The organism is Paenarthrobacter sp. NPDC090520, from assembly GCF_044769205.1.
GTDB lineage: Bacteria > Actinomycetota > Actinomycetes > Actinomycetales > Micrococcaceae > Arthrobacter.
On sequence record NZ_JBIVXM010000006.1, the window covers coordinates 144,958 to 163,418 of the forward strand.

An 18,461-nucleotide genomic window follows, 5' to 3' on the forward strand; every position below is an offset into this window, starting at 1 on the left:
ACCCCCCCGCACAACCAAAACCCCCCCCCCCCCCCCCCGCCGCCGCCCCCGGCCCCCCCCCCCCCCCCGGGGGGGGCCCCCACGTCGTTATGGGGTACTTGCCGTTAGTCCTCGATAGTCGCGATGACAGCGCCGGCGGCGACGGTCTCGCCTGCGGAGGCCGTCAGGCCGCGGACCGTACCGGACTTGTGGGCCGTGAGGGGTTGCTCCATCTTCATGGCTTCGAGCACCACGATCAGGTCGCCTTCGGCAACAACGTCGCCGTCGGCTGCTGCGATTTTGACGATGGTGCCCTGCATCGGCGAGGTCAGTGCGTTGCCTCCGGCAGCGGCTGCGGTAGCACCGGCGGAGCGGGAGCGCTTCTTCGACTTGCCTGACTTGGCGCCTGCACTGTTGGACGCAGCGGCAACACCGGCACCCAGGCCGGACGGCAGGACCACCTCAAGGCGCTTGCCGCCAACCTCGACGACGACGCGCTGGCGTTCACCGGCGTCGGAGGCGTCTGCTCCGGCGCCCGTGGGTGCCCAAGCGGGAATGTTGTTGACGAACTCGGTCTCGATCCAGCGGGTGTGGACCTTGAACGGGCCCTCTGCCGGTGCGAAGTCGGGGTCGGTGACCACGGCGAGGTCGAAGGGAATGACGGTGGGAATGCCTTCCACCACCATCTCCTCGAGGGCCCGACGGGAGCGCTGGAGGGCCTGCTCGCGGCTGGAACCGGTAACGATGAGCTTGGACAGCATCGAGTCGAAGTTGCCGCTGATGATGTCGCCCTGCTCAACGCCGGAATCAACCCGGATGCCCGGGCCCGTGGGGTTCTTCAGCGTGCTGATGGTGCCCGGAGCCGGCATGAAGTTCCGGCCCGGGTCCTCGCCGGTGATGCGGAACTCGAAGGAGTGGCCGCGGACTTCGGGGTCGTCGTAGCCGAGGGCCTCGCCGCGGGCAATGCGGAACTGCTCGCGGACAAGGTCGATTCCGGTGACTTCCTCGGACACGCAGTGCTCCACCTGGAGGCGGGTGTTGACCTCAAGGAAGGAAATGGTTCCGTCCTGGCCCACCAGGAATTCGCAGGTTCCGGCGCCCAGGTAGTTGGCTTCCTTGAGGATGGCTTTGGAGGACTCGTACAGACGCTTGATCTGCTCATCGCTCAGGTACGGGGCCGGAGCCTCTTCCACGAGCTTCTGGTTGCGGCGCTGCAGGGAGCAGTCGCGAGTGGAGACCACAACCACGTTGCCGTGGGCGTCGGCCAGGCACTGGGTTTCAACGTGGCGCGGGGAGTCCAGGAAGCGCTCGATGAAGCACTCGCCGCGTCCGAAGGCCGCAACGGCCTCACGGACGGCGGATTCGTAGAGTTCCGGGATCTCTTCCATGGTGCGGGCAACCTTGATGCCACGGCCACCGCCGCCGAAGGCGGCCTTGATGGCAACCGGGAGGCCGAATTCCTCGGCGAACTTCAGGATCTCGTCCGCGTCCTGGACGGGGTCGGCCGTGCCGGGAACCAGCGGGGCGCCAACCTTCTCGGCGATGTGGCGGGCCTGGACCTTGTCGCCCAGAGCGGAAATCGCCGCGGGGGAGGGGCCGATCCAGTTGATGCCGGCCTCGATCACCTTGGCGGCGAACTCGGCGTTCTCGGCCAGGAAGCCGTAGCCGGGGTGGATGCCGTCAGCGCCGGACTGCTTGGCGACGTCGATGATCTTGTCCATCACCAGGTACGACTCCGCGGCCGTGTTGCCACCCAGTGCGTAGGCCTCGTCGGCGAGGCGGACGTGCAGGGCGTCGCGGTCCGGGTCTGCGTAGACGGCTACGGAGGCAATGCCTTCGTCCCGGGCTGCTCGGATGATGCGGACCGCGATCTCGCCGCGGTTGGCAATCAAGACCTTGGTAAGAGGGCTGGAAATGGGCTGCGCCGGGTTAGCTGACAAGTTGTTGACTCCTTCTGTCCTTCAGGGAGCCTAGCGCGATTGTGAGGGTTCCGCCCATATTGATGGGGGATTCCGTGTGTGAAGCGCTGTTCCTTTGTAGGGTTGCTACAAAGTGGTCCCTTAGGCCTGGTGAGCCCACAGGTCTGTGACGCTGACGTTCGCGTGGACCAGCAGATCGCGGAGCGTTGAGATGGAAAGCCCGACGACGGCGTGCGGGTCCCCGTCCACCTTGCGGATGAAGGCCCCGCCCAAGCCGTCGATGGTGAATGAGCCCGCGCAGTGAAGGGGTTCGCCGGTGGCTATGTAGGCGTCGATGTCGTTTTCGGACATCTCCGCAAAGTGCACTTCCGCACTGGAGACGGCACCCAAGGTGGCGCCCGTGCCTTCGGCGGTCTCGTCGTCGTCCACGTCTGCTTCCGTGTCGCGGCAGTCCACCAACCAGTGGCCCGTGTGCAGCACGCCCTTCGAGCCGCTCATGCGGAGCATCCGTTCCTTCGCGACCTCGGCCGTGTACGGCTTGCCGTGCGACTCGCCGTCGAACTCGAATACGGAATCGCAGCCGATCACCAGCGCACCCTCGGCCTCGGGAAGCGACGCGACCGCCTCGGCCTTGGCGCGGGCCAGCAGGAGCGCCGTGTCGTGCGGGTCCGTCACTCCGTACTTGGCCTGCACCGCATCCTCGTCGACGTCCGAGACCAGGACGTCGTGCCGGATGCCCGCCTCCGTGAGGAGCTTGGTACGGGCAGGGGACTGGGAGGCGAGGATCAATCGAGTCACGCCTCCCAGCCTAATACGGACCCTCTCTCACCAAATCGCCCTTTTCGGTGATCGCTCTCTCACCGATTTGCTCTTTTCGGTGGTCGCTCTCTCACCGATTTGCTCTTTTCGGTGGTCGCTCTCTCACCGATTTGCTCTTTTCGGTGGTCGCTCTCTCACCTCGGCAGCCTCGGCTGGGCGAATGCTGCTTCTCGTAGATTTGGACAACACCTTGGTCGACAGGGCGTGGGCGTTCGATCAGTGGGCCAAAGAGTTTGTCCAACGCCTCGGACGTCCACGCCGCGACGCGGATTGACTCATTGGCGATGGATACGAGTCGAGGCTTTCCCTCGCGGGGCAAATGAAGATCAAGTTTGGCCTCAACCATGACATCGAGGATCTCGCAGGTTCTGCTTTTTGAGCATGTGGACCTCATGACCATGGACGCCCAAAACCTACAAGCGCTCGAGGCTGCCCGGGAGGCAAGTTGGCGGGTCGGCATCGTAACGAACGGAGCCACTGCACAGCAAAGCCGGAAAATCGATCTTCTGGGGCTGGAAGAATACGCCGATGCAATCGTCATTTCTGAGGAGGTCGGTGTCAGCAAGCCAGAGCGGGAGATATTCCAGATAGCCGCCCAACGCCTGGATACCGACCTTGACGACGGCTGGATGGTCGGGGATCACCCCATAGCGGACATCTTGGGTGGCAGAAACGCAGGTTGCGGACGGGTTGGGTTTCGCGTGGCACTCTCTGGTCCCGTGATGACGCCATCCCGACGCTTACCGGCTTAACCGCAGCTGACGTTATTGCTGAGGTCATGCGCCGAGCGTCGCGGTGAAAGAGGGTCCGCGGGGAGGGGCGGTTTGGTGAGAGAGGGTCCGCGGGGAGGGGCGGTTTGGTGAGAGAGGGTCCGCGGGGAGGGGCGGTTTGGTGAGAGAGCGTCCGGTGGGGAGGGGCGGTTTGGTGAGAGAGGGTCCGCGGGGAGGGGCAGTTTGGTGAGAGAGCGTCCGCGGGGAGGGTAAATGGAGACGACGAACGCCCCCTTGCCGGCGCCCGTGGGGCAACCGGTGAGAGAGCGTTCGTCGGAAGGGACGGTTTGGTGAGAGAGGGTCAGTGGACGAGTTCGCCGGAACTTGCCGAGCTGCGGTCGGAGCGCTGTAACTTGGCGCCTTCCACATCCACGTCCGGCAGGATCCGCTGGAGCCACTTGGGCAGCCACCAGGCCTTCTCGCCGAGAAGGTACATGATGGCCGGCACGATCGTCATGCGGACAACGAACGCATCGATCAGTACGCCGAACGCCATCGCGAAACCGAGCGGCCGGACCATGGTCAGGTGGCTGAAGATGAAGCCGGAGAACACGCTGACCATGATGATCGCGGCTGCGGTCACAACGGCGGCCGCGTGGCTGAAGCCGGTGCGGACTGCGTGCTTGGCGGATTCGCCGTGCATGAAGGACTCACGCATCCCCGAGGTAATGAACACCTGGTAGTCCATCGCGAGCCCGAACAATACGCCGATCAGGATGATAGGCAGGAAGCTCAGGACAGCACCAGGGTTGGCGACGTCGAACACGCTTCCCAGCCAGCCCCACTGGTACACGGCCACCACGGCGCCGAAGGCGGCGGCGAGCGAGAGCAGGAACCCGCCTGTCGCCAGCAGCGGAACAACGATCGAGCGGAACACCAGGAGCAGCAGGATCAAGGACAGCCCGACGACGATCGCCAGGTAAGGCGGCAGGGCGGCGCCGAGTTTGGCCGAGACATCGATGTTGCCCGCGGTTTGCCCGGTCAAGCCGATGGTCACACCGGTTTGATCGCGGATTTCCGTGCCCTTGTCGCGGAGTTCGGACACCACGTTTACTGTGCTGGCACTGGCCGGGCCTTCCTTCGGAATGACCTGGAACAGGGACGTGCGGCGGTCGTCGCTCAAGGCCACAGGAACCGCGGCGGTGACGTTTTCGACGCTGCGCAGCTTGTCGGCGACGTCGTACTGCTTGCCCTTGGCGTCGTTTTCGCTGAGCCCTTCAGGGAATTCGGCCACCACGATGATGGGTCCGGTCATGCCTTCGCCAAAGCTGTTGCGCGTGAGGTCATAGGCCTTGAAGGCCTGCGAATCCACCGGTTCCGAGCCGCCGTCGGGCAGTGCCAAACGCAACTGGGAGGCCGGCAGCGCAAGCGCGCCGAGCAGCACGATGCTTGCCACGAGCGACACCCATGGATGGCGGGTCACGAGGCCGCCCCAGCCGCGGGTGCTGCGCTTCTCTTCGAGGGCGCGATCGGCCGCCTCGTGGCCGGGTTCGGCGTTGTGTCGCGCGGCTTTGGCCCAGGCTCGCTTGGAAATCAGGCGACGGCCAATGAGCGAAAGGATGGCGGGTGTCAAGGTTAAAGCGACGACGACGGCGACAGCAACTGTCGCTGCGGCGGCAACACCCATGACCGCCAGGAAGGGCAGCCCGGGAACCACCAGTGCAGCCAGCGCGATGATGACGGTGAGCCCGGCGAACAGCACGGCGTTGCCCGAGGTGCCTGTAGCGAGGGCCGCGGATTCCTCGCCATCCATGCCGGCGAGGAGTTGGCTGCGGTGCCGGTTGACGATGAAGAGGGAGTAATCGATGCCCACTGCGAGGCCCAGCATGAGGGCAAGCATCGGCGAGATGGAACTCATGTCGATCACACCGGTCAGCGCAAACGTGCCCCCGACGCCTACTGCGACGCCGATCAACGCCATGATCAGGGGGAGGCCCGCGGCGATGAGCGTACCGAGCATGATGATCAGGACTGCGGCCGCCACGGCGACGCCGACGATTTCCGCGATGCCGAAGATCTGCGAGACGTCCTCGGTGATCTCCTTGCTGGCGTAGGCCGTGACGCCTGCGGACGAGACACCATGGACGATGTCCTGGACTTCCTTGCGGACGGCGGGATCCACTGCGTTGATGGAGGTCTTGAACTGGACCTGCGCGATCGCTGCCTTGTTGTCACTGGAGACGAACCGGAGGCCCGCGGACGCAGCGGCCTCCCGCTTGCCCAGCGCCAGCGTTTCGGCCCCGTCGGCAGCTTCCTTGGTCCCGGCGTCGAGCTTTTCCTTGCCTGCGGCCAGTTCGGCGCGCCGGGCACCAAGCTGGGCCTCGATCTGCTCGGGTGAAAGGCCCGAGGCGGCGAGTTGCTGCTCGGCGGCCGCAAGCTGAGCTTCCCCGGCTGTGATCTGGGCCCGGGAGGCGTCCAGTTGGGCCTGCCCGGCAGCTGCCTTCGCTTCGCCGTCAGCGATCCGGCTGGCGGCGGAGTCCAGCTGCTCCTGGGTGGTGAAGGGGTTCACCGTCCCCTGGACATCGGGCAGGGCCTTGAGCTTGTCCAAGGCAGCCGCGACGGCGTCTTTCTTGGCCTGGTCGAAGCCGGAGTCACCGGCGTCGAAGACCACGCTGGCTGAACCGCCGGACGACGCCGGAAGCGCTTCCTTCAGTTTGTCGGCCATCCGCTGGGTCTCGGTGCCCGGGATGGTGAAGTTGTTGGACATGGTGCCGTGGAAAGCAGCGGCCGATCCTCCCACGGCCACCAGGACGGCCAGCCACAGGGAGATGACCAGCCAGCGGCGGCGATACGAAAACTTGCCTAGACGGTAAAGGAGCGATGCCATGTCAGGACCGATCTGTGGAGGTTGGAACGGATGCTGTTTGAAGTGACGCTAACGACGACGGCGCGAAGCCGGCTCCGAGGAGCCACATCGCATCGATGAGGTGCTGGCGGAGGATCGCCAGGGATGTGGGGGACAGGTCCGGTCCGCATTCGGCGAACCAGACGGTCATGGCGGCTTTGCCGCAGGAAATGACGGCTCCGGCCAAGGCATAGAGGTACAGCTCGCTGACATCCGGACCCAACCTGGAGCGGGCAGCATCGATGATTTGTCCGGTGCAGTGCTCCCACGCCTCGAGTTCGGAACGGGCCAGCGAGCGGTTGTCCTGGGTCAGGCTGAACAGTTCCGCCATGGGGGCGACGGACATGGGATCGGCCAGGGCCATGAGGGCTGCCTGGGCTGATTCGAGGATGGTTTCGTCGCTGGGCCGCAGCCTGAACTGCTCCAAGGCCCGGTCCATGAAGCCGTCGGCAACCGAAGACAGGGCTGCCTCGAGGCTTGGGAAGTAGTTGAAAAAAGTCCGACGGGAAACGCCGGCGCTCGCGGCGATGTCCTCGACGGTGAAGTTTCCAGGACCGTTGCTTCGCAACAGGTCGAGGGCGGCTGCCGCAATGGAGGCACGGGTAGCGGCCTTGTTGAGTTCGCGGCGCGAGGGAGCACTTGGCTCCGTGGTGGCCGACGGGTTGGTTGGGGTCACATACTTACACTAAGTGCAACTTTGCACTCTGCGCAATTTGATTCAGGTTTTGCGCATATTGGCGCTTGGTCGGGCGCCCGCGACGGGTCCCGGAGACGTCTCGAAGCAGGACGCGAATAATGTCAGACCCCTCTGGAAGAGTTGAGGCATGGACGGAAAAGAGGTGCTGCTAGCGGAGATGGGGGACGTGCGGTCGCTTGCCTCGGGTAGTGGGCAGGAGACCTTCCGGGAGGCCCTCAATCGAGACGCTGTGACCCTGGCCGCGCTCCCGTCAGCGTCCGTCCGGAGCGCTGCAGGTCCGTCCGCTGCCGTCCGGAACGGCGCTGATCCTGCGACCGTTGCCACTCAGTTGATTGACCAACTGCGCATCCTGGAGGACATGAAGTCCGCGATTTCCGGCCTCCAAGCCAAGATCGCCGTAGTGTTCGATCACGCACAGCGCCAGGTCCAAGCTGAGCAAGGCGTTCCGGCATCAGAACGCGGCAAGGGGGTTGCTGCCCAGATTGCGTTGGCGCGGCGTGAATCGCCGAACCGTGGATCACGGCTGCTGGGGCTCGCGAAAGCGCTGGTGACCGAGATGCCCCACACGATGGCCGCTTTGGATGCCGGCCAGCTCAACGAATGGCGCGCAACGCTCTTGGTCAAGGAAACTGCATGCTTGTCAGCCGAGGATCGCTGCGCTGTGGACGAAGAACTCGCAGCGGATACTGGAACTTTTGAAGGCGTCGGAGATCGTTCGATCATCGCCGCGGCCAAGGCTGCGGCTTATCGGCGGGATCCGCGTTCAGTGACGCAACGAGCGGCGCGGGCGGCCTCGGAGCGGCATGTGGGCCTTCGGCCGGCGCCGGACGCCATGGCAATTTTGACTGCGCTGCTTCCTGTCGCCCAAGGGGTAGCGGCTTACAAAGCCCTGAAGGAGGCTGCAGATTCGGCTCGTTCGGCAGGCGATGAACGTTCCCGCGGCCAAGTCATGGCGGACACCCTCGTCGAGAGACTCACGGGTAGGCCGGGCGGCATTTCCAAGGTGGAAGTGCAGGTGGTCATGACTGACCGCACGCTGTTCCAAGGAGACAGCGAGCCCGCAAGGCTTGAAGGGTACGGGATAGTCCCGGGGGGTTGGGCCAGGGAACTCGTGGGCAGGGCTGAGCAGGCGCTGGTGGACGCCGGTGCGCCGTTCGAGGTGTATCTACGCCGCCTCTTCACCGCCCCGGTCAATGGGGAACTCGTGGCCATGGATTCCAGGGCAAGGCTCTTTCCTGGCGGCATGAGGAGGTTCATCGAGGCGAGGGACGCTCTGTGTCGAACGCCTTACTGCGACGCGCCCATTCGGCATATCGACCACATCGTTCCGTGGCATGCCGGAGGCCCAACCACCCTGCGCAACGGCGCAGGGCTCTGCGAGCAGTGCAACCATACTAAGGAAAACCCCGGTTGGACAGCGAAGCCACCGACCAGTGGGCAGGGCGCGCACCACCCGGGACCGCACACCCTGGAAGTGACCACGCCAACGGGGCACACCTACAGATCGAAGGCTCCGCCGCTGCCGGGGCATGGTCCTGCATTGAACCCGGCTGCCCGTCTGCCGGGTGGGCCGTAGCGCGAGGGCATCAGGCTTACGCAAGCCCCGTCCCTGCTCGCCAAAGCGCCGCGAATGAGAGGTGCCACGAGCATGGACGGGACCTGGTTTGCCGAGGTGGGGCTAGTACTGCGACTGACCCGGGAACTGCTGACCCGGCTGCTGCGCGCCCGGCTGCGACTGGCCGGGGAACTGCTGACCCGGCTGCTGCGCGCCCGGTTGCGTCGGGGGCGCCGGCTGGGAGGGGGCGGACTGCCCCGTGCCCGGCTGGGGCTGCTTGGTCAGGTAAATCGACTGGCCGGTAGCGCCGGGCTCACCTTCACCGAGGGGGAGGACATAGACGGCCGTTCCGTAGGCGCAGACTTCCGTCCAGTTGGTGCCCATTTCCGAGGTGTCGAAGCGCATAGCCACAATCGCGTTGGCGCCACGCTGCTGTGCCTCGTTGACCATGCGCGCCATGACTTCCTGGCGGCTTTCATACAGGGCCCTGGTCATTTCGGGGAGCTCGCCTCCGCCCAGGGAACGGAAACCGGCGAGCATTTGCGATCCGATGTCGCGTGAACGGACGGTAAGGCCCATGACTTCGCCGAAGACGGCGTCAATGCGGTGGCCGGGAATCTCATTGGAAGTAACGATCAGCATGAACCTGAGCCTACTCAGTGTCCGGCCTTAAATGGCGCAATCCCTTGGGAGAAGTCCCCAAGGGATTGCGCAAGGCTACCGGAACGAGGTTCCTAGCCCTTGGCGTCCGCCAGTTCGCGTTCGTCAGCCGCAGCGGCAGCGGTCTCGGCTGCGTACTCGTCGGAGAAGGCGGCACCGTTGCGCGGTGCGTTGTACAGCGACTCGTCCAGGATGCCCTGGCGCTTGGCCACGATCGCGGGGACCAGGGCCTGTCCGGCCACGTTGACGGCGGTGCGGCCCATGTCCAGGATGGGGTCGATCGCCAAGAGAAGGCCGACGCCGGCCAGCGGCAGTCCCAGTGTGGAGAGCGTCAGCGTCAGCATGACGACGGCGCCGGTGGTGCCTGCCGTTGCTGCCGAACCGAGGACCGAAACCAGCACGATCAGCAGGTACTGGCTGAAGTCCAGGTTGATGCCGAAGAACTGGGCCACGAAGATCGCAGCGACGGCAGGGTAGATCGCCGCGCAGCCGTCCATCTTGGTGGTGGCGCCCAGCGGCACGGCGAAGGATGCGTAACCGGAGGGAACGCCGAGGTTGCGCTCAGTGACGCGCTGCGTGAGCGGCAGCGTGCCGATGGAGGAGCGGGAAACGAAGGCGAGCTGCACGGCGGGCCAGACGCCGGAGAAGTACTGCTTGATGGAGAGTCCGTGCGTGCGGACCAGGATCGGGTACAGCACGAAGAGCACCAAGGCCAGCCCGATGTAGATGGCCACGGTGAACTTGCCGAGGGAGCCAATGGTGTCCCAGCCATAGATGGCCACGGCATTGCCGATCAGGCCGATGGTGCCGAGCGGAGCCACGCGGATGATCCACCACAGAACCTTCTGGATCACGGCCAGGGCGGAGGCGTTGAACGTCAGGAACGCTTCGGCCTGCTTGCCCACCTTGAGGGCGGCAACGCCAACGGCGATCGCCACCACCAGGATCTGGAGGACGTTGAAGTTCACAGAGGTGCTCACCGTGGTGGCTGTGTTGGCAGCTTCGGTGACCGTGGAGTTCGCGCCCAGGCCAAGGAAGTTCTTGGGGAACAGCCCGATCAGGAAGGCCCACCAGTCGCCGGTCTTGCCTGCGTATTCCGCCTTCTGCGTGATCCCGGTGGCCGCACCGGGCTGCAGGAGGACGCCCAGGCCGATACCGATCAGCACCGAGACGAGCGAGGTGATGGCGAACCAAAGCAGCGTGTTCCAGGCGAGGCGCGCAGCGTTGGACACTTGGCGCAGGTTCGCGATGGAACTCACTACGGCGGTGAAGATCAGGGGAACGACGGCGGTCTGCAGCAACGAGACGTAGCTGGAGCCGATCGTCGCGAGGGTAGCGCCGAGACCGTTGGGGGCGGTTTTCGTGCTGCCGGTGTACTTGGCAACCAGGCCAAGAACCAACCCGACGATGAGGGCGGCGATGATCTGGACGCCGAAGGAACTGGCCCACTTGGGGAGCCGGGAACCGGTCTTGCCGGTCGCGGGAGTGATGGTGTTTGAGGTGCTCACCGGAACACGGTAGGTGCTTCGCGAATAACATAGCGAACGGACGTTTAGAAATGTTACGTGCGTAAAAGTTATTCCGTGTTCGTTTGTGACGTTGCTCTCCGGCAGTCGGAAATATCAGCGCACCCATTGCCGCCGAGCGCACCCGTAACCACTGGTGCGCTCGGCGGGAGCGGGTGCGAACCCGGCGCCTGAGTGGTGCGCTCGGCGGGAACGGGTGCGTACCCGGCGCCTGATGCTCCCCGGCCGAAAGAGCGCTAGCCCAGCAACGCCCTTCGCAGCACGTCCAGGCCTACCGAACCAATGTTGAGTGCTTTGCTGTGGAAGGACTTGAGGTCGAAGCCGTCGCGGGTTTCGAGCTCGGCCCGGATCTGTTCCCACAACCGCTGGCCCACCTTGTAGGACGGCGCCTGTCCGGGCCAGCCGAGGTAACGGGTGAATTCGAACTGCAGTTGGCCCTCGCTGATGTCCAGGTTGGCCTTGAGGAAGTCGAAGCCCTTCTCCGGGGTCCAGGTGCCCGTGCCCCAGCGTTCGGGGACGGGGAGCTCCAGGTGCACGCCAATGTCGAAGACCACGCGGGCCGCACGCATGCGCTGCCCGTCGAGCATTCCCATGTGGTCGCCGGGATCCTTGAGGTAGCCGAGTTCCAGCATGAGCTGTTCTGCGTAGAGCGCCCAGCCTTCACCGTGCCCTGAGACCCAGCAGACGTTGCGGCGCCAGTTGTTGAGCAATTCCCGCCGGTAGGTTGCCGTGGCCACCTGAAGGTGGTGGCCGGGAACGCCCTCGTGGAACACCGTGGTGGTCTCGGACCAGGTGGTGAAGGTGTCCTCACCGGCAGGAACGGACCACCACATGCGGCCCGGCCGGGAGAAATCGTCGGAGGGCCCGGTGTAGTAGATGCCGCCCTCATCCGTCGGCGCGATCATGCATTCGAGCGTCCTCATGACGTCCGGGATCTCGAAGTGGACGTCGGCGAGCTCGGACACGGCCCGGTCGGAGAGCTCCTGCATCCAGGCTTTCAGGGCGTCGGTACCCTTGATCTGCCGCGCGGGATCGTTGTTGAGGATGCTCTTGGCTTCCTCGATCGACGCGCCGGGCTTGATCTGGTTGGCCACCTTTTCCTGCTCGGCGATCAGGCGCTCAAGCTCCTGGACGCCCCAGGCGTAGGTTTCCTCGAGATCAACCGTCGCACCAAGGAAGGACCGTGAGGCCAGGGCGTACCGTTCCCGGCCCACAGCTTCCTTTTCGGGGGCGAGGGGGAGGAGTTCGTCCCGCAGGTAGGCCCCCAACGCACTGTACGCTTCACGCGCTGCGGCAGTGCCGGCGTCGAGCTTTGCCTGGACGTCTGCCGGAAGCGGCGAACCACCAGCGGAGGCATCGGCGGCGAGCTTCGCGAAGAAGCCGTCTTCGGCGGCGTACCGGCCGGTCTGTTCGATGACGATGCGGACCTGGCGTGCCGCGGAGACCTTCCCCGAGGCTGCGCCGGCGCGCAAGGACGAGATGTAGCCATCAACTGCGCCAGGAACGTTGGCTGCCCGGCCTGCGATGTGTCCCCACTGCTCCACCGTATCCGTGGGCATGAGGTCGAAGATGGCGCGGATGTCCTGGGAGGGCGACGCGATGTTGTTCAGGTCTGCGGCGTCCCACCCCGACTCGTGGATTTCCAGTTCCAGGCCGAGGCGTTCGCGCATGGCGTCGAGCGTGACGGCGTCCACGTCATCGCCCGGTTCAAGGCCGGCCAGGGCATCCAAGGCCAACCTTGCGGCGTCCGCGTGGGCTTCCGCGCCGGCGGGAGAGTAGTCCTGGTATTCGGTCTCGTGGCCAGGAAGCCCCAAGGTGGTGGCGAAGCTGGGATTGAGTTCGATCAGCTTTTCTGTGTACGCGTCAGCTACGGCATCGATGGCGGACTTGGCTCGTACGGGCGTGTTTGCAGTAGTCACCCGAAGAGCCTAACCGCCACCTCCGCCATGTGAAAGGGTTATTGAAGGCTTCAGCCGCGACTGCGCCGCCACGCGCCGGGCCCCGGGGTGGGGTCCAGGCGCAACTGTTGGCGGCGCACCCAGTGGCGGACGTTCGGCTTGGCGGCCGGTTCCGGTGTCTGGGGTACTCCAACGGAAGCGACGACGGCGGCAAGGGCCGCAAGTTCTTCGGGCGTGGGATCTCCCTTGACCACGGAGAACATGGGGAGCACCGGCTCGTTGGCCGGTACCGGGTTCTGGGCCGCGCTCACAGGGGAATGTTCCCGTGCTTCTTGGTGGGCAGGCTGGCGCGCTTGTCCCGCAGGGCGCGCAGGCCCCGGATGATCTGCACGCGGGTATCGGACGGTGCGATCACGGCGTCAACGTAGCCAAGCTCGGCGGCCTGGTAGGGGTTGAGCAGTTCTTCCTCGTAACCCTGGATGATCTCCGCGCGGCGGGCTTCCACGTCGCCGCCGGCCTCGGCAACCGCGGCGAGGTCGCGGCGGTAGAGGATGTTCACGGCGCCCTGGGCTCCCATGACGCCGATCTGGGCGGTGGGCCAGGCGAGGTTGAGGTCCGCGCCGAGCTTCTTGGAGCCCATCACGATGTACGCGCCGCCGTAGGCCTTCCGGGTGATGACCGTGAGCTTGGGGACAGTGGCCTCAGCGTAGGCGTAAAGGAGCTTGGCGCCGCGGCGGATGATGCCCTGGAATTCCTGGTCCTTGCCCGGCAGGAAGCCCGGAACGTCCACCAGGGTGATGATGGGGATGTTGAAGGCGTCACAGTGCCGGACAAAGCGGGCTGCCTTCTCGGACGCCGAGATGTCCAGCGTGCCGGCAAATTGCATGGGCTGGTTGGCCACGATGCCTACCGTGTGCCCTTCAACGCGGCCGTAGCCGATGATCACGTTGGGGGCGTAAAGGGCCTGCATTTCCAGGAAGTGTGCGTCATCGACGATCTGCTCGATGACCTTGCGCATGTCGTACGGCTGGTTGGCGGAATCGGGGATCAGGCCGTCCAAGGCGAGATCGTCCTCGTCGATGTCCAGTTCCTGGTCGTGTTCCACAACCGGGGCCTCGGACAGGTTGTTCGAGGGCAGGAAGTCCAGGAGTTCGCGGACAAACTCGATGGCGTCGGCTTCGTCGGACGCGAGGTATGTGGACGTACCCGTGGTGGCGTTGTGCTGGCGTGCGCCACCCAGGGTTTCCATGTCCACGTCTTCGCCGGTGACGGTCTTGATCACGTCCGGGCCGGTGATGAACATGTGGGAGGTCTTGTCCACCATCACCACGTAGTCGGTGAGGGCGGGGGAGTACGCGGCGCCACCGGCGCACGGACCCATGATGAGGGAGATCTGCGGGACGACGCCGGAGGCGTGGACGTTGTTGCGGAAGATGTCCGCGAACATGGCCAGGGAAGCAACGCCTTCCTGGATGCGGGCGCCGCCGCCGTCGTTGATGCCCACTACAGGGCAGCCGTTGCGGAGGGCGAATTCCTGCACCTTGACGATCTTCTCGCCGTTGACCTGGCTGAGGGAGCCGCCGTAGACGCTGAAGTCCTGGCTGTAGATGGCGATGAGGCGGCCGTCCACGGTGCCGTAGCCGGAGACCACGCCGTCGCCGAGGGGCTTCTTCTTCTCCATACCGAAGGCCGTGGAGCGGTGGACGGCGAGGGCGTCGAACTCAACAAACGAGCCGGGATCAACCAGGAGGTCGATGCGTTCGCGTGCGGTGTTCTTGCCGCGTGCGTGCTGCTTCTCGATCGCTTCCGGGCCGGAAGGCTGCTCGGCACGTGCCTGGCGGTCGCGGAAGTCGGCGATCTTTCCCGCTGTCGTTGTCAGATCGTGGCTCATCAAGTGTCTCCGGCTCTGTAGCTGATATTCCTTGGCGCGGTCCATGTCCGGGAAAGCAACTGGTTAAGTAGCTTCCGTACAAAGAACAGGCCCTGTTGGCCAGTCTAGTGACGCCTTTGCCGCGAACCGCTGTAGAAACCCTACAATTTTCGGCGCCCTTGCCCGATGGGGCTCGCCGTGGCGGATGCGGAGGAGTGCCTTCTTCTGCCAACCCGGACCACCCTAAGTTACCCGTGAGTAACATAACTGGGCTAGAGTGTCCCCATGACTCAGAGCAACGTTGCTTCGTCCCCTTACACCGCCCAGGGATCGCTCAAGGGCCGCACCATCATCATGTCCGGCGGAAGCCGCGGCATCGGCCTGGCCATCGCCACACGCGCTGCCCGCGATGGTGCCAACATCGTCTTTCTGGCCAAGACCGGCGAACCGCACCCCAAGCTTGAAGGGACCGTCTTCACCGCGGCCGAACAACTGGTCGCCGCAGGCGGCCAGGCCCTGCCCCTGGTGGGGGACGTCCGCAAGGACGAGGACGTCGCCGCTGCCGTGACTGCCGCCGTCGAACGATTTGGCGGGATCGACGTCGTGATCAACAACGCCTCAGCGATTGACCTGTCCCGCACCGATGCCGTGGACATGAAGCGGTACGACCTCATGCAGGACATCAACGTCCGAGGAACCTTCCTGCTGTCCAAAATGGCGCTGCCTGCGCTGCGTGAATCGGGGCATGGCCACATCCTGACGCTGTCCCCGCCCCTGAACCTCGACCCCAAGTGGGCGGGCATGCACCTGGCGTACACCATGGCCAAGTACGGGATGAGCCTCACCACCCTGGGGCTCGCCGAGGAGTTGAAGGACGACGGCGTGCAGGTCAACTCCCTCTGGCCGTGCACCTTGATCGATACTGCCGCCATCCGGAACATGCCCGGTGGGCAGCAAATGGTGCAGGCCGCCCGGGGGCCGGAAATCATGGCGGACGCCGCCCACGCGATCCTGGCCGGGGCGGGCAACTACGGGACCGGCAACTTCCATACGGACGAAGAAGTCCTGCGTGCGGCTGGTGTGCGCGACTTCTCTCCGTACAGCCTCGGGGCACCGGAAGACCGGCTGGTTCCGGACATCTTCCTCTAAGCGGATTCACACCTCCGGGGAGCGGTCCGGCGCCCGGTAACTGGATAGGATTCAGCTATGGACGCCGAACAGCCTGAAAGCCGCGAACCGAACGAGCCCCAGCTCCGCGCCGCCTTGGACCGCGAGGCGCTGTTGTCGCCCGATTTCCTTGCAGCGAGTGGCATTTCCCAGCTCAACATCGTGGAATCCACGGGATCAACCAACGCCGACCTGGTGCGCGCCGTGACGGTTGAGCCGAAGAAGTGGGCAGACCTGGCCGTGCTGACGGCCGAGCACCAGACAGCAGCGCGCGGGCGGCTCGACCGGCATTGGGAATCGCCCGAGCGCTCGGCGGTGTCGGTGTCCATGGTGCTCCGTCCGGTGACGGCCGAGGGCATGCCCGTTCCCACGCAAAGCTATTCCTGGCTGTCCCTGCTTGCCGCCGTTGCCTTGCGCGAAGCGCTCCAGCAGACCGCGGGAGTCACTGCGGAGATCAAGTGGCCCAACGACGTCCTGGTCAACGGAAGGAAAATCGCGGGCATCCTGGCGCAAATGACCCCTCTGGGCGACGGCTCGGTCCCGGCCGTGATCCTCGGCGTGGGACTCAACGTCACGCTGTCCGAGGACGAACTGCCCGTCCCCACGGCAACGTCGCTCGCCTTGGAAGGAACCACGACGACGGACCGCACCGCGCTGCTGAAGAGTTACCTTTCGAGTTTCGCCCGTCTCTACCGGAGCTTCTGCAACGCCGAAGGCGACCCCGCGGCCGGACTCGCCGGCGGACCGTCGCTGCACAAGCGGGTCGAATCGGCCATGGTCACGCTGGGCCGCGAAGTCCGGGCGCACCTGCCCGGCGACCATGAGCTGGTGGGCCACGCATCGCGCCTCGACGAGCACGGGTCCCTGCTGGTGGTGGACCACGGAGGCCGTGAGCACGTGGTGACGGCCGGAGACGTGGTGCACCTGCGTGCCACAGAAAGCGGTTATGCGTAAGGAACTGCTTCCGGGGGAGCAGGTGCTGACCATCACGCGGCAGCAGCCGCGCGCCCTTTTCTTTCCGGTGCTGGTGCTCATCCTTCTTCCCGCCGTGGCCGGGTATGCGACTGCGTGGATTGCCAAGGGAAATCCGCAGCGCCTGGCACCCTTCATCACCAGCGCATGGACGCCGTGGCTGATGGGTGTTTGCTTGGGTCTCGCTGCCTTCGCGATCCTGGCCTACAGCGTCAAGCGTTTCCTGCGGTGGCGGTCCCTGCGCTACATCCTGACAAGCCGCCGCATCATTGCCAAGCACGGGATGCTGCGGCGAGGTGACTGGCAGGTTCCGTTGATGTCCGTCCGCAATGTAGGCATCCAGCAGAGCCTCCTCCAGCGGACCTTGCACTCGGGGAATATATCCTTGGATACCGGGCACTCCGGAATGACGATCCTCGCGGACGTTCCCGAAGTGGGGAAATTCCGTGGCTTCATCATCGATGCCTTGGAGGATCTGCCGAGGGACGGAGTCCTCGAAGGAGAAGTGCTGCCGGATTTTGAGGAATTGCCGTGGGAAGTGAGAGAAGGTGGAAGAGATGAGCGTTGAGGATCAGCAGTCCGGCGAGGACCTGGACCGGGAGTTCGACGCCGTACCCGAACCTTCAGTGGATGAAGACACGGAACCAGTACCCAGCCAGGCTGTGCCCACCGGGCCGCCGACCGGCGTGATGTCCGCGGAACGGCTCGCCATCAAATCGCTGGAGGCCCGCCTGCTGGGCGGCGAACGCAAGCTCCGCCGTCGTGAAGTTGCTGCCGGTGCCGGCGTCTCCGTGCTGTCCGCCCGGAAACTGTGGCGCGCTTTGGGTTTCCCCAACTGGGGTGATGAGGACGTGGCCTTCACGGAACGGGACCAGGCCGCGTTGACGACCATCCTTGACCTGGTCCGCGCAGGTCTCCTGACTGAGGAAGCGGCCATCTCGGTGACCCGGTCCATCGGCCAAATGACGGACCGCATGGTGGTGTGGCAGGTCGAAGCCCTGGTGGAGGACATGGTCCAGGAGCAAGGGATCCCGGATGCCGTTGCCCGCAAGCAATTGGTGAACCAACTCCCCGCCTTGGTGGATTCCCTGGAGGAGATCCTGGTCTACTCCTACCGCCGTCAACTCAACGCCGGTGTGCAACGGCTGGCCGTCCGCGCCGAAGCGGGCCTCCAGGCCAGCGAGGAAGGCCGTGAAGGTGACGAAGACGATGCTCCGCTGCCCCTGGCCCGCGCCGTAGGCTTTGCCGACCTGGTGTCCTACACCAGTTTGTCGCGCCGCATGAACGAGAAGACGCTGGCGCAAATGGTGCAGCGCTTCGAAAACAAATGCGCCGAAATCATCTCGGTGGGTGGCGGACGCTTGGTTAAGACCGTGGGCGACGAAGTCCTGTACATCGCTGAAACGCCTGCTGCCGGTGCCGAGATTTCCCTGGCGCTGGCCCATGCGTTCACGGAGGACGAGATTCTTCCGCAGGCCCGCGTTTCCATGGTTTGGGGCCGCATCCTGTCCCGCCTCGGTGACATCTATGGACCCACGGTGAACCTGGCGGCGCGTTTGACCAGCTTGGCCCAGCCGGGAACGGTGCTGGTTGATGCCATGACGGCGGCTGCCTTGGGACAAGACGAGCGCTTTGTGCTGGTCCCGCAGGCTTCGGAAAATGTGCGCGGCTTCGGTGAAATCCACCCCGTGATGCTGGCCCGCGGCCAAGGCAGGGGCCTGGTCCTCGACTAGTCCCCGGCCGGGCTGTCGATCGGCCGTGAACGGGCAGTTGTACCCATCACA

General features: G+C 65.0%; 15 protein-coding genes. 6 read left to right on the top strand and 9 right to left on the bottom strand.

Annotated features, from left to right (window positions below):
* Positions 1-104: 104 nt before the first annotated feature.
* Both ACIQTZ_RS09740 and ACIQTZ_RS09745 read right to left on the bottom strand, forming a co-directional pair.
* Positions 105-1,919 (bottom strand): acetyl/propionyl/methylcrotonyl-CoA carboxylase subunit alpha, encoded by a 1,815-nt coding sequence (locus ACIQTZ_RS09740; protein WP_402979913.1) that lies wholly within the window; start codon positions 1,917-1,919, stop codon positions 105-107.
* Positions 1,920-2,039: 120 nt separating this feature from the next.
* Positions 2,040-2,696 (bottom strand): Maf family protein, encoded by a 657-nt coding sequence (locus ACIQTZ_RS09745; protein WP_402979916.1) that lies wholly within the window; start codon positions 2,694-2,696, stop codon positions 2,040-2,042.
* Between the two features lie 365 nt (positions 2,697-3,061).
* Between ACIQTZ_RS09745 and ACIQTZ_RS09750 the strand changes: the two genes are divergently transcribed.
* Positions 3,062-3,469, top strand: a complete 408-nt coding sequence (locus tag ACIQTZ_RS09750) for an HAD family hydrolase (protein ID WP_402979919.1) — start codon at positions 3,062-3,064, stop codon at positions 3,467-3,469.
* Positions 3,470-3,788: 319 nt separating this feature from the next.
* Here ACIQTZ_RS09750 and ACIQTZ_RS09755 read toward each other — a convergent pair whose 3' ends face one another.
* Positions 3,789-6,314, bottom strand: a complete 2,526-nt coding sequence (locus tag ACIQTZ_RS09755) for an MMPL family transporter (RefSeq protein WP_402979922.1) — start codon at positions 6,312-6,314, stop codon at positions 3,789-3,791.
* Position 6,315: 1 nt separating this feature from the next.
* A complete protein-coding gene (locus ACIQTZ_RS09760; protein WP_402979925.1) occupies positions 6,316-7,008 on the bottom strand; it encodes a TetR/AcrR family transcriptional regulator in 693 nt (230 codons plus the stop codon).
* A gap of 148 nt (positions 7,009-7,156) precedes the next feature.
* On the opposite strand from ACIQTZ_RS09760, the gene ACIQTZ_RS09765 reads away from it, so the two are divergent.
* Positions 7,157-8,605 (top strand): DUF222 domain-containing protein, encoded by a 1,449-nt coding sequence (locus ACIQTZ_RS09765; RefSeq protein WP_402979928.1) that lies wholly within the window; start codon positions 7,157-7,159, stop codon positions 8,603-8,605.
* A gap of 102 nt (positions 8,606-8,707) precedes the next feature.
* Here ACIQTZ_RS09765 and ACIQTZ_RS09770 read toward each other — a convergent pair whose 3' ends face one another.
* From ACIQTZ_RS09770 to ACIQTZ_RS09790, 5 genes are all read right to left on the bottom strand, one after another.
* Positions 8,708-9,226, bottom strand: coding sequence for a YbjQ family protein (locus ACIQTZ_RS09770; protein WP_402979931.1), 519 nt, complete (start codon positions 9,224-9,226; stop codon positions 8,708-8,710).
* A 92-nt stretch (positions 9,227-9,318) separates the two neighbouring features.
* Entirely contained in the window at positions 9,319-10,752 is a 1,434-nt protein-coding gene (locus tag ACIQTZ_RS09775) for a dicarboxylate/amino acid:cation symporter (protein ID WP_400331101.1), read from the bottom strand.
* 254 nt (positions 10,753-11,006) lie between these two features.
* Positions 11,007-12,689: a DUF885 domain-containing protein gene (locus ACIQTZ_RS09780; protein ID WP_402979934.1), complete on the bottom strand. Its 1,683-nt coding sequence runs from the start codon at positions 12,687-12,689 to the stop codon at positions 11,007-11,009.
* 50 nt (positions 12,690-12,739) lie between these two features.
* The gene (locus tag ACIQTZ_RS09785; protein WP_387434159.1) at positions 12,740-12,931 is read right to left on the bottom strand and encodes an acyl-CoA carboxylase epsilon subunit; all 192 of its coding nucleotides are present in this window, start codon (positions 12,929-12,931) and stop codon (positions 12,740-12,742) included.
* 44 nt (positions 12,932-12,975) lie between these two features.
* Positions 12,976-14,559: an acyl-CoA carboxylase subunit beta gene (locus tag ACIQTZ_RS09790; RefSeq protein ID WP_400331106.1), complete on the bottom strand. Its 1,584-nt coding sequence runs from the start codon at positions 14,557-14,559 to the stop codon at positions 12,976-12,978.
* Positions 14,560-14,823: 264 nt separating this feature from the next.
* Between ACIQTZ_RS09790 and ACIQTZ_RS09795 the strand changes: the two genes are divergently transcribed.
* Genes ACIQTZ_RS09795 through ACIQTZ_RS09810 form a run of 4 tightly spaced genes read left to right on the top strand, consistent with a single transcriptional unit; the run spans position 14,824 to position 18,410 of the window.
* A complete protein-coding gene (locus tag ACIQTZ_RS09795) occupies positions 14,824-15,687 on the top strand; it encodes an SDR family oxidoreductase (RefSeq protein WP_402979936.1) in 864 nt (287 codons plus the stop codon).
* A gap of 57 nt (positions 15,688-15,744) precedes the next feature.
* Positions 15,745-16,659: a biotin--[acetyl-CoA-carboxylase] ligase gene (locus ACIQTZ_RS09800; protein ID WP_400331112.1), complete on the top strand. Its 915-nt coding sequence runs from the start codon at positions 15,745-15,747 to the stop codon at positions 16,657-16,659.
* Positions 16,652-17,245 carry a PH domain-containing protein gene (locus ACIQTZ_RS09805; protein WP_400331114.1) on the top strand — a complete coding sequence of 198 codons (594 nt, stop codon included), beginning with the start codon at positions 16,652-16,654 and terminating at the stop codon, positions 17,243-17,245. Before ACIQTZ_RS09800 ends, ACIQTZ_RS09805 begins: the two co-directional genes overlap by 8 nt.
* Complete coding sequence (locus ACIQTZ_RS09810; RefSeq protein WP_402979939.1) at positions 17,235-18,410, top strand: adenylate/guanylate cyclase domain-containing protein; 1,176 nt, start codon at positions 17,235-17,237, stop codon at positions 18,408-18,410. Before ACIQTZ_RS09805 ends, ACIQTZ_RS09810 begins: the two co-directional genes overlap by 11 nt.
* Positions 18,411-18,461: the final 51 nt, after the last annotated feature.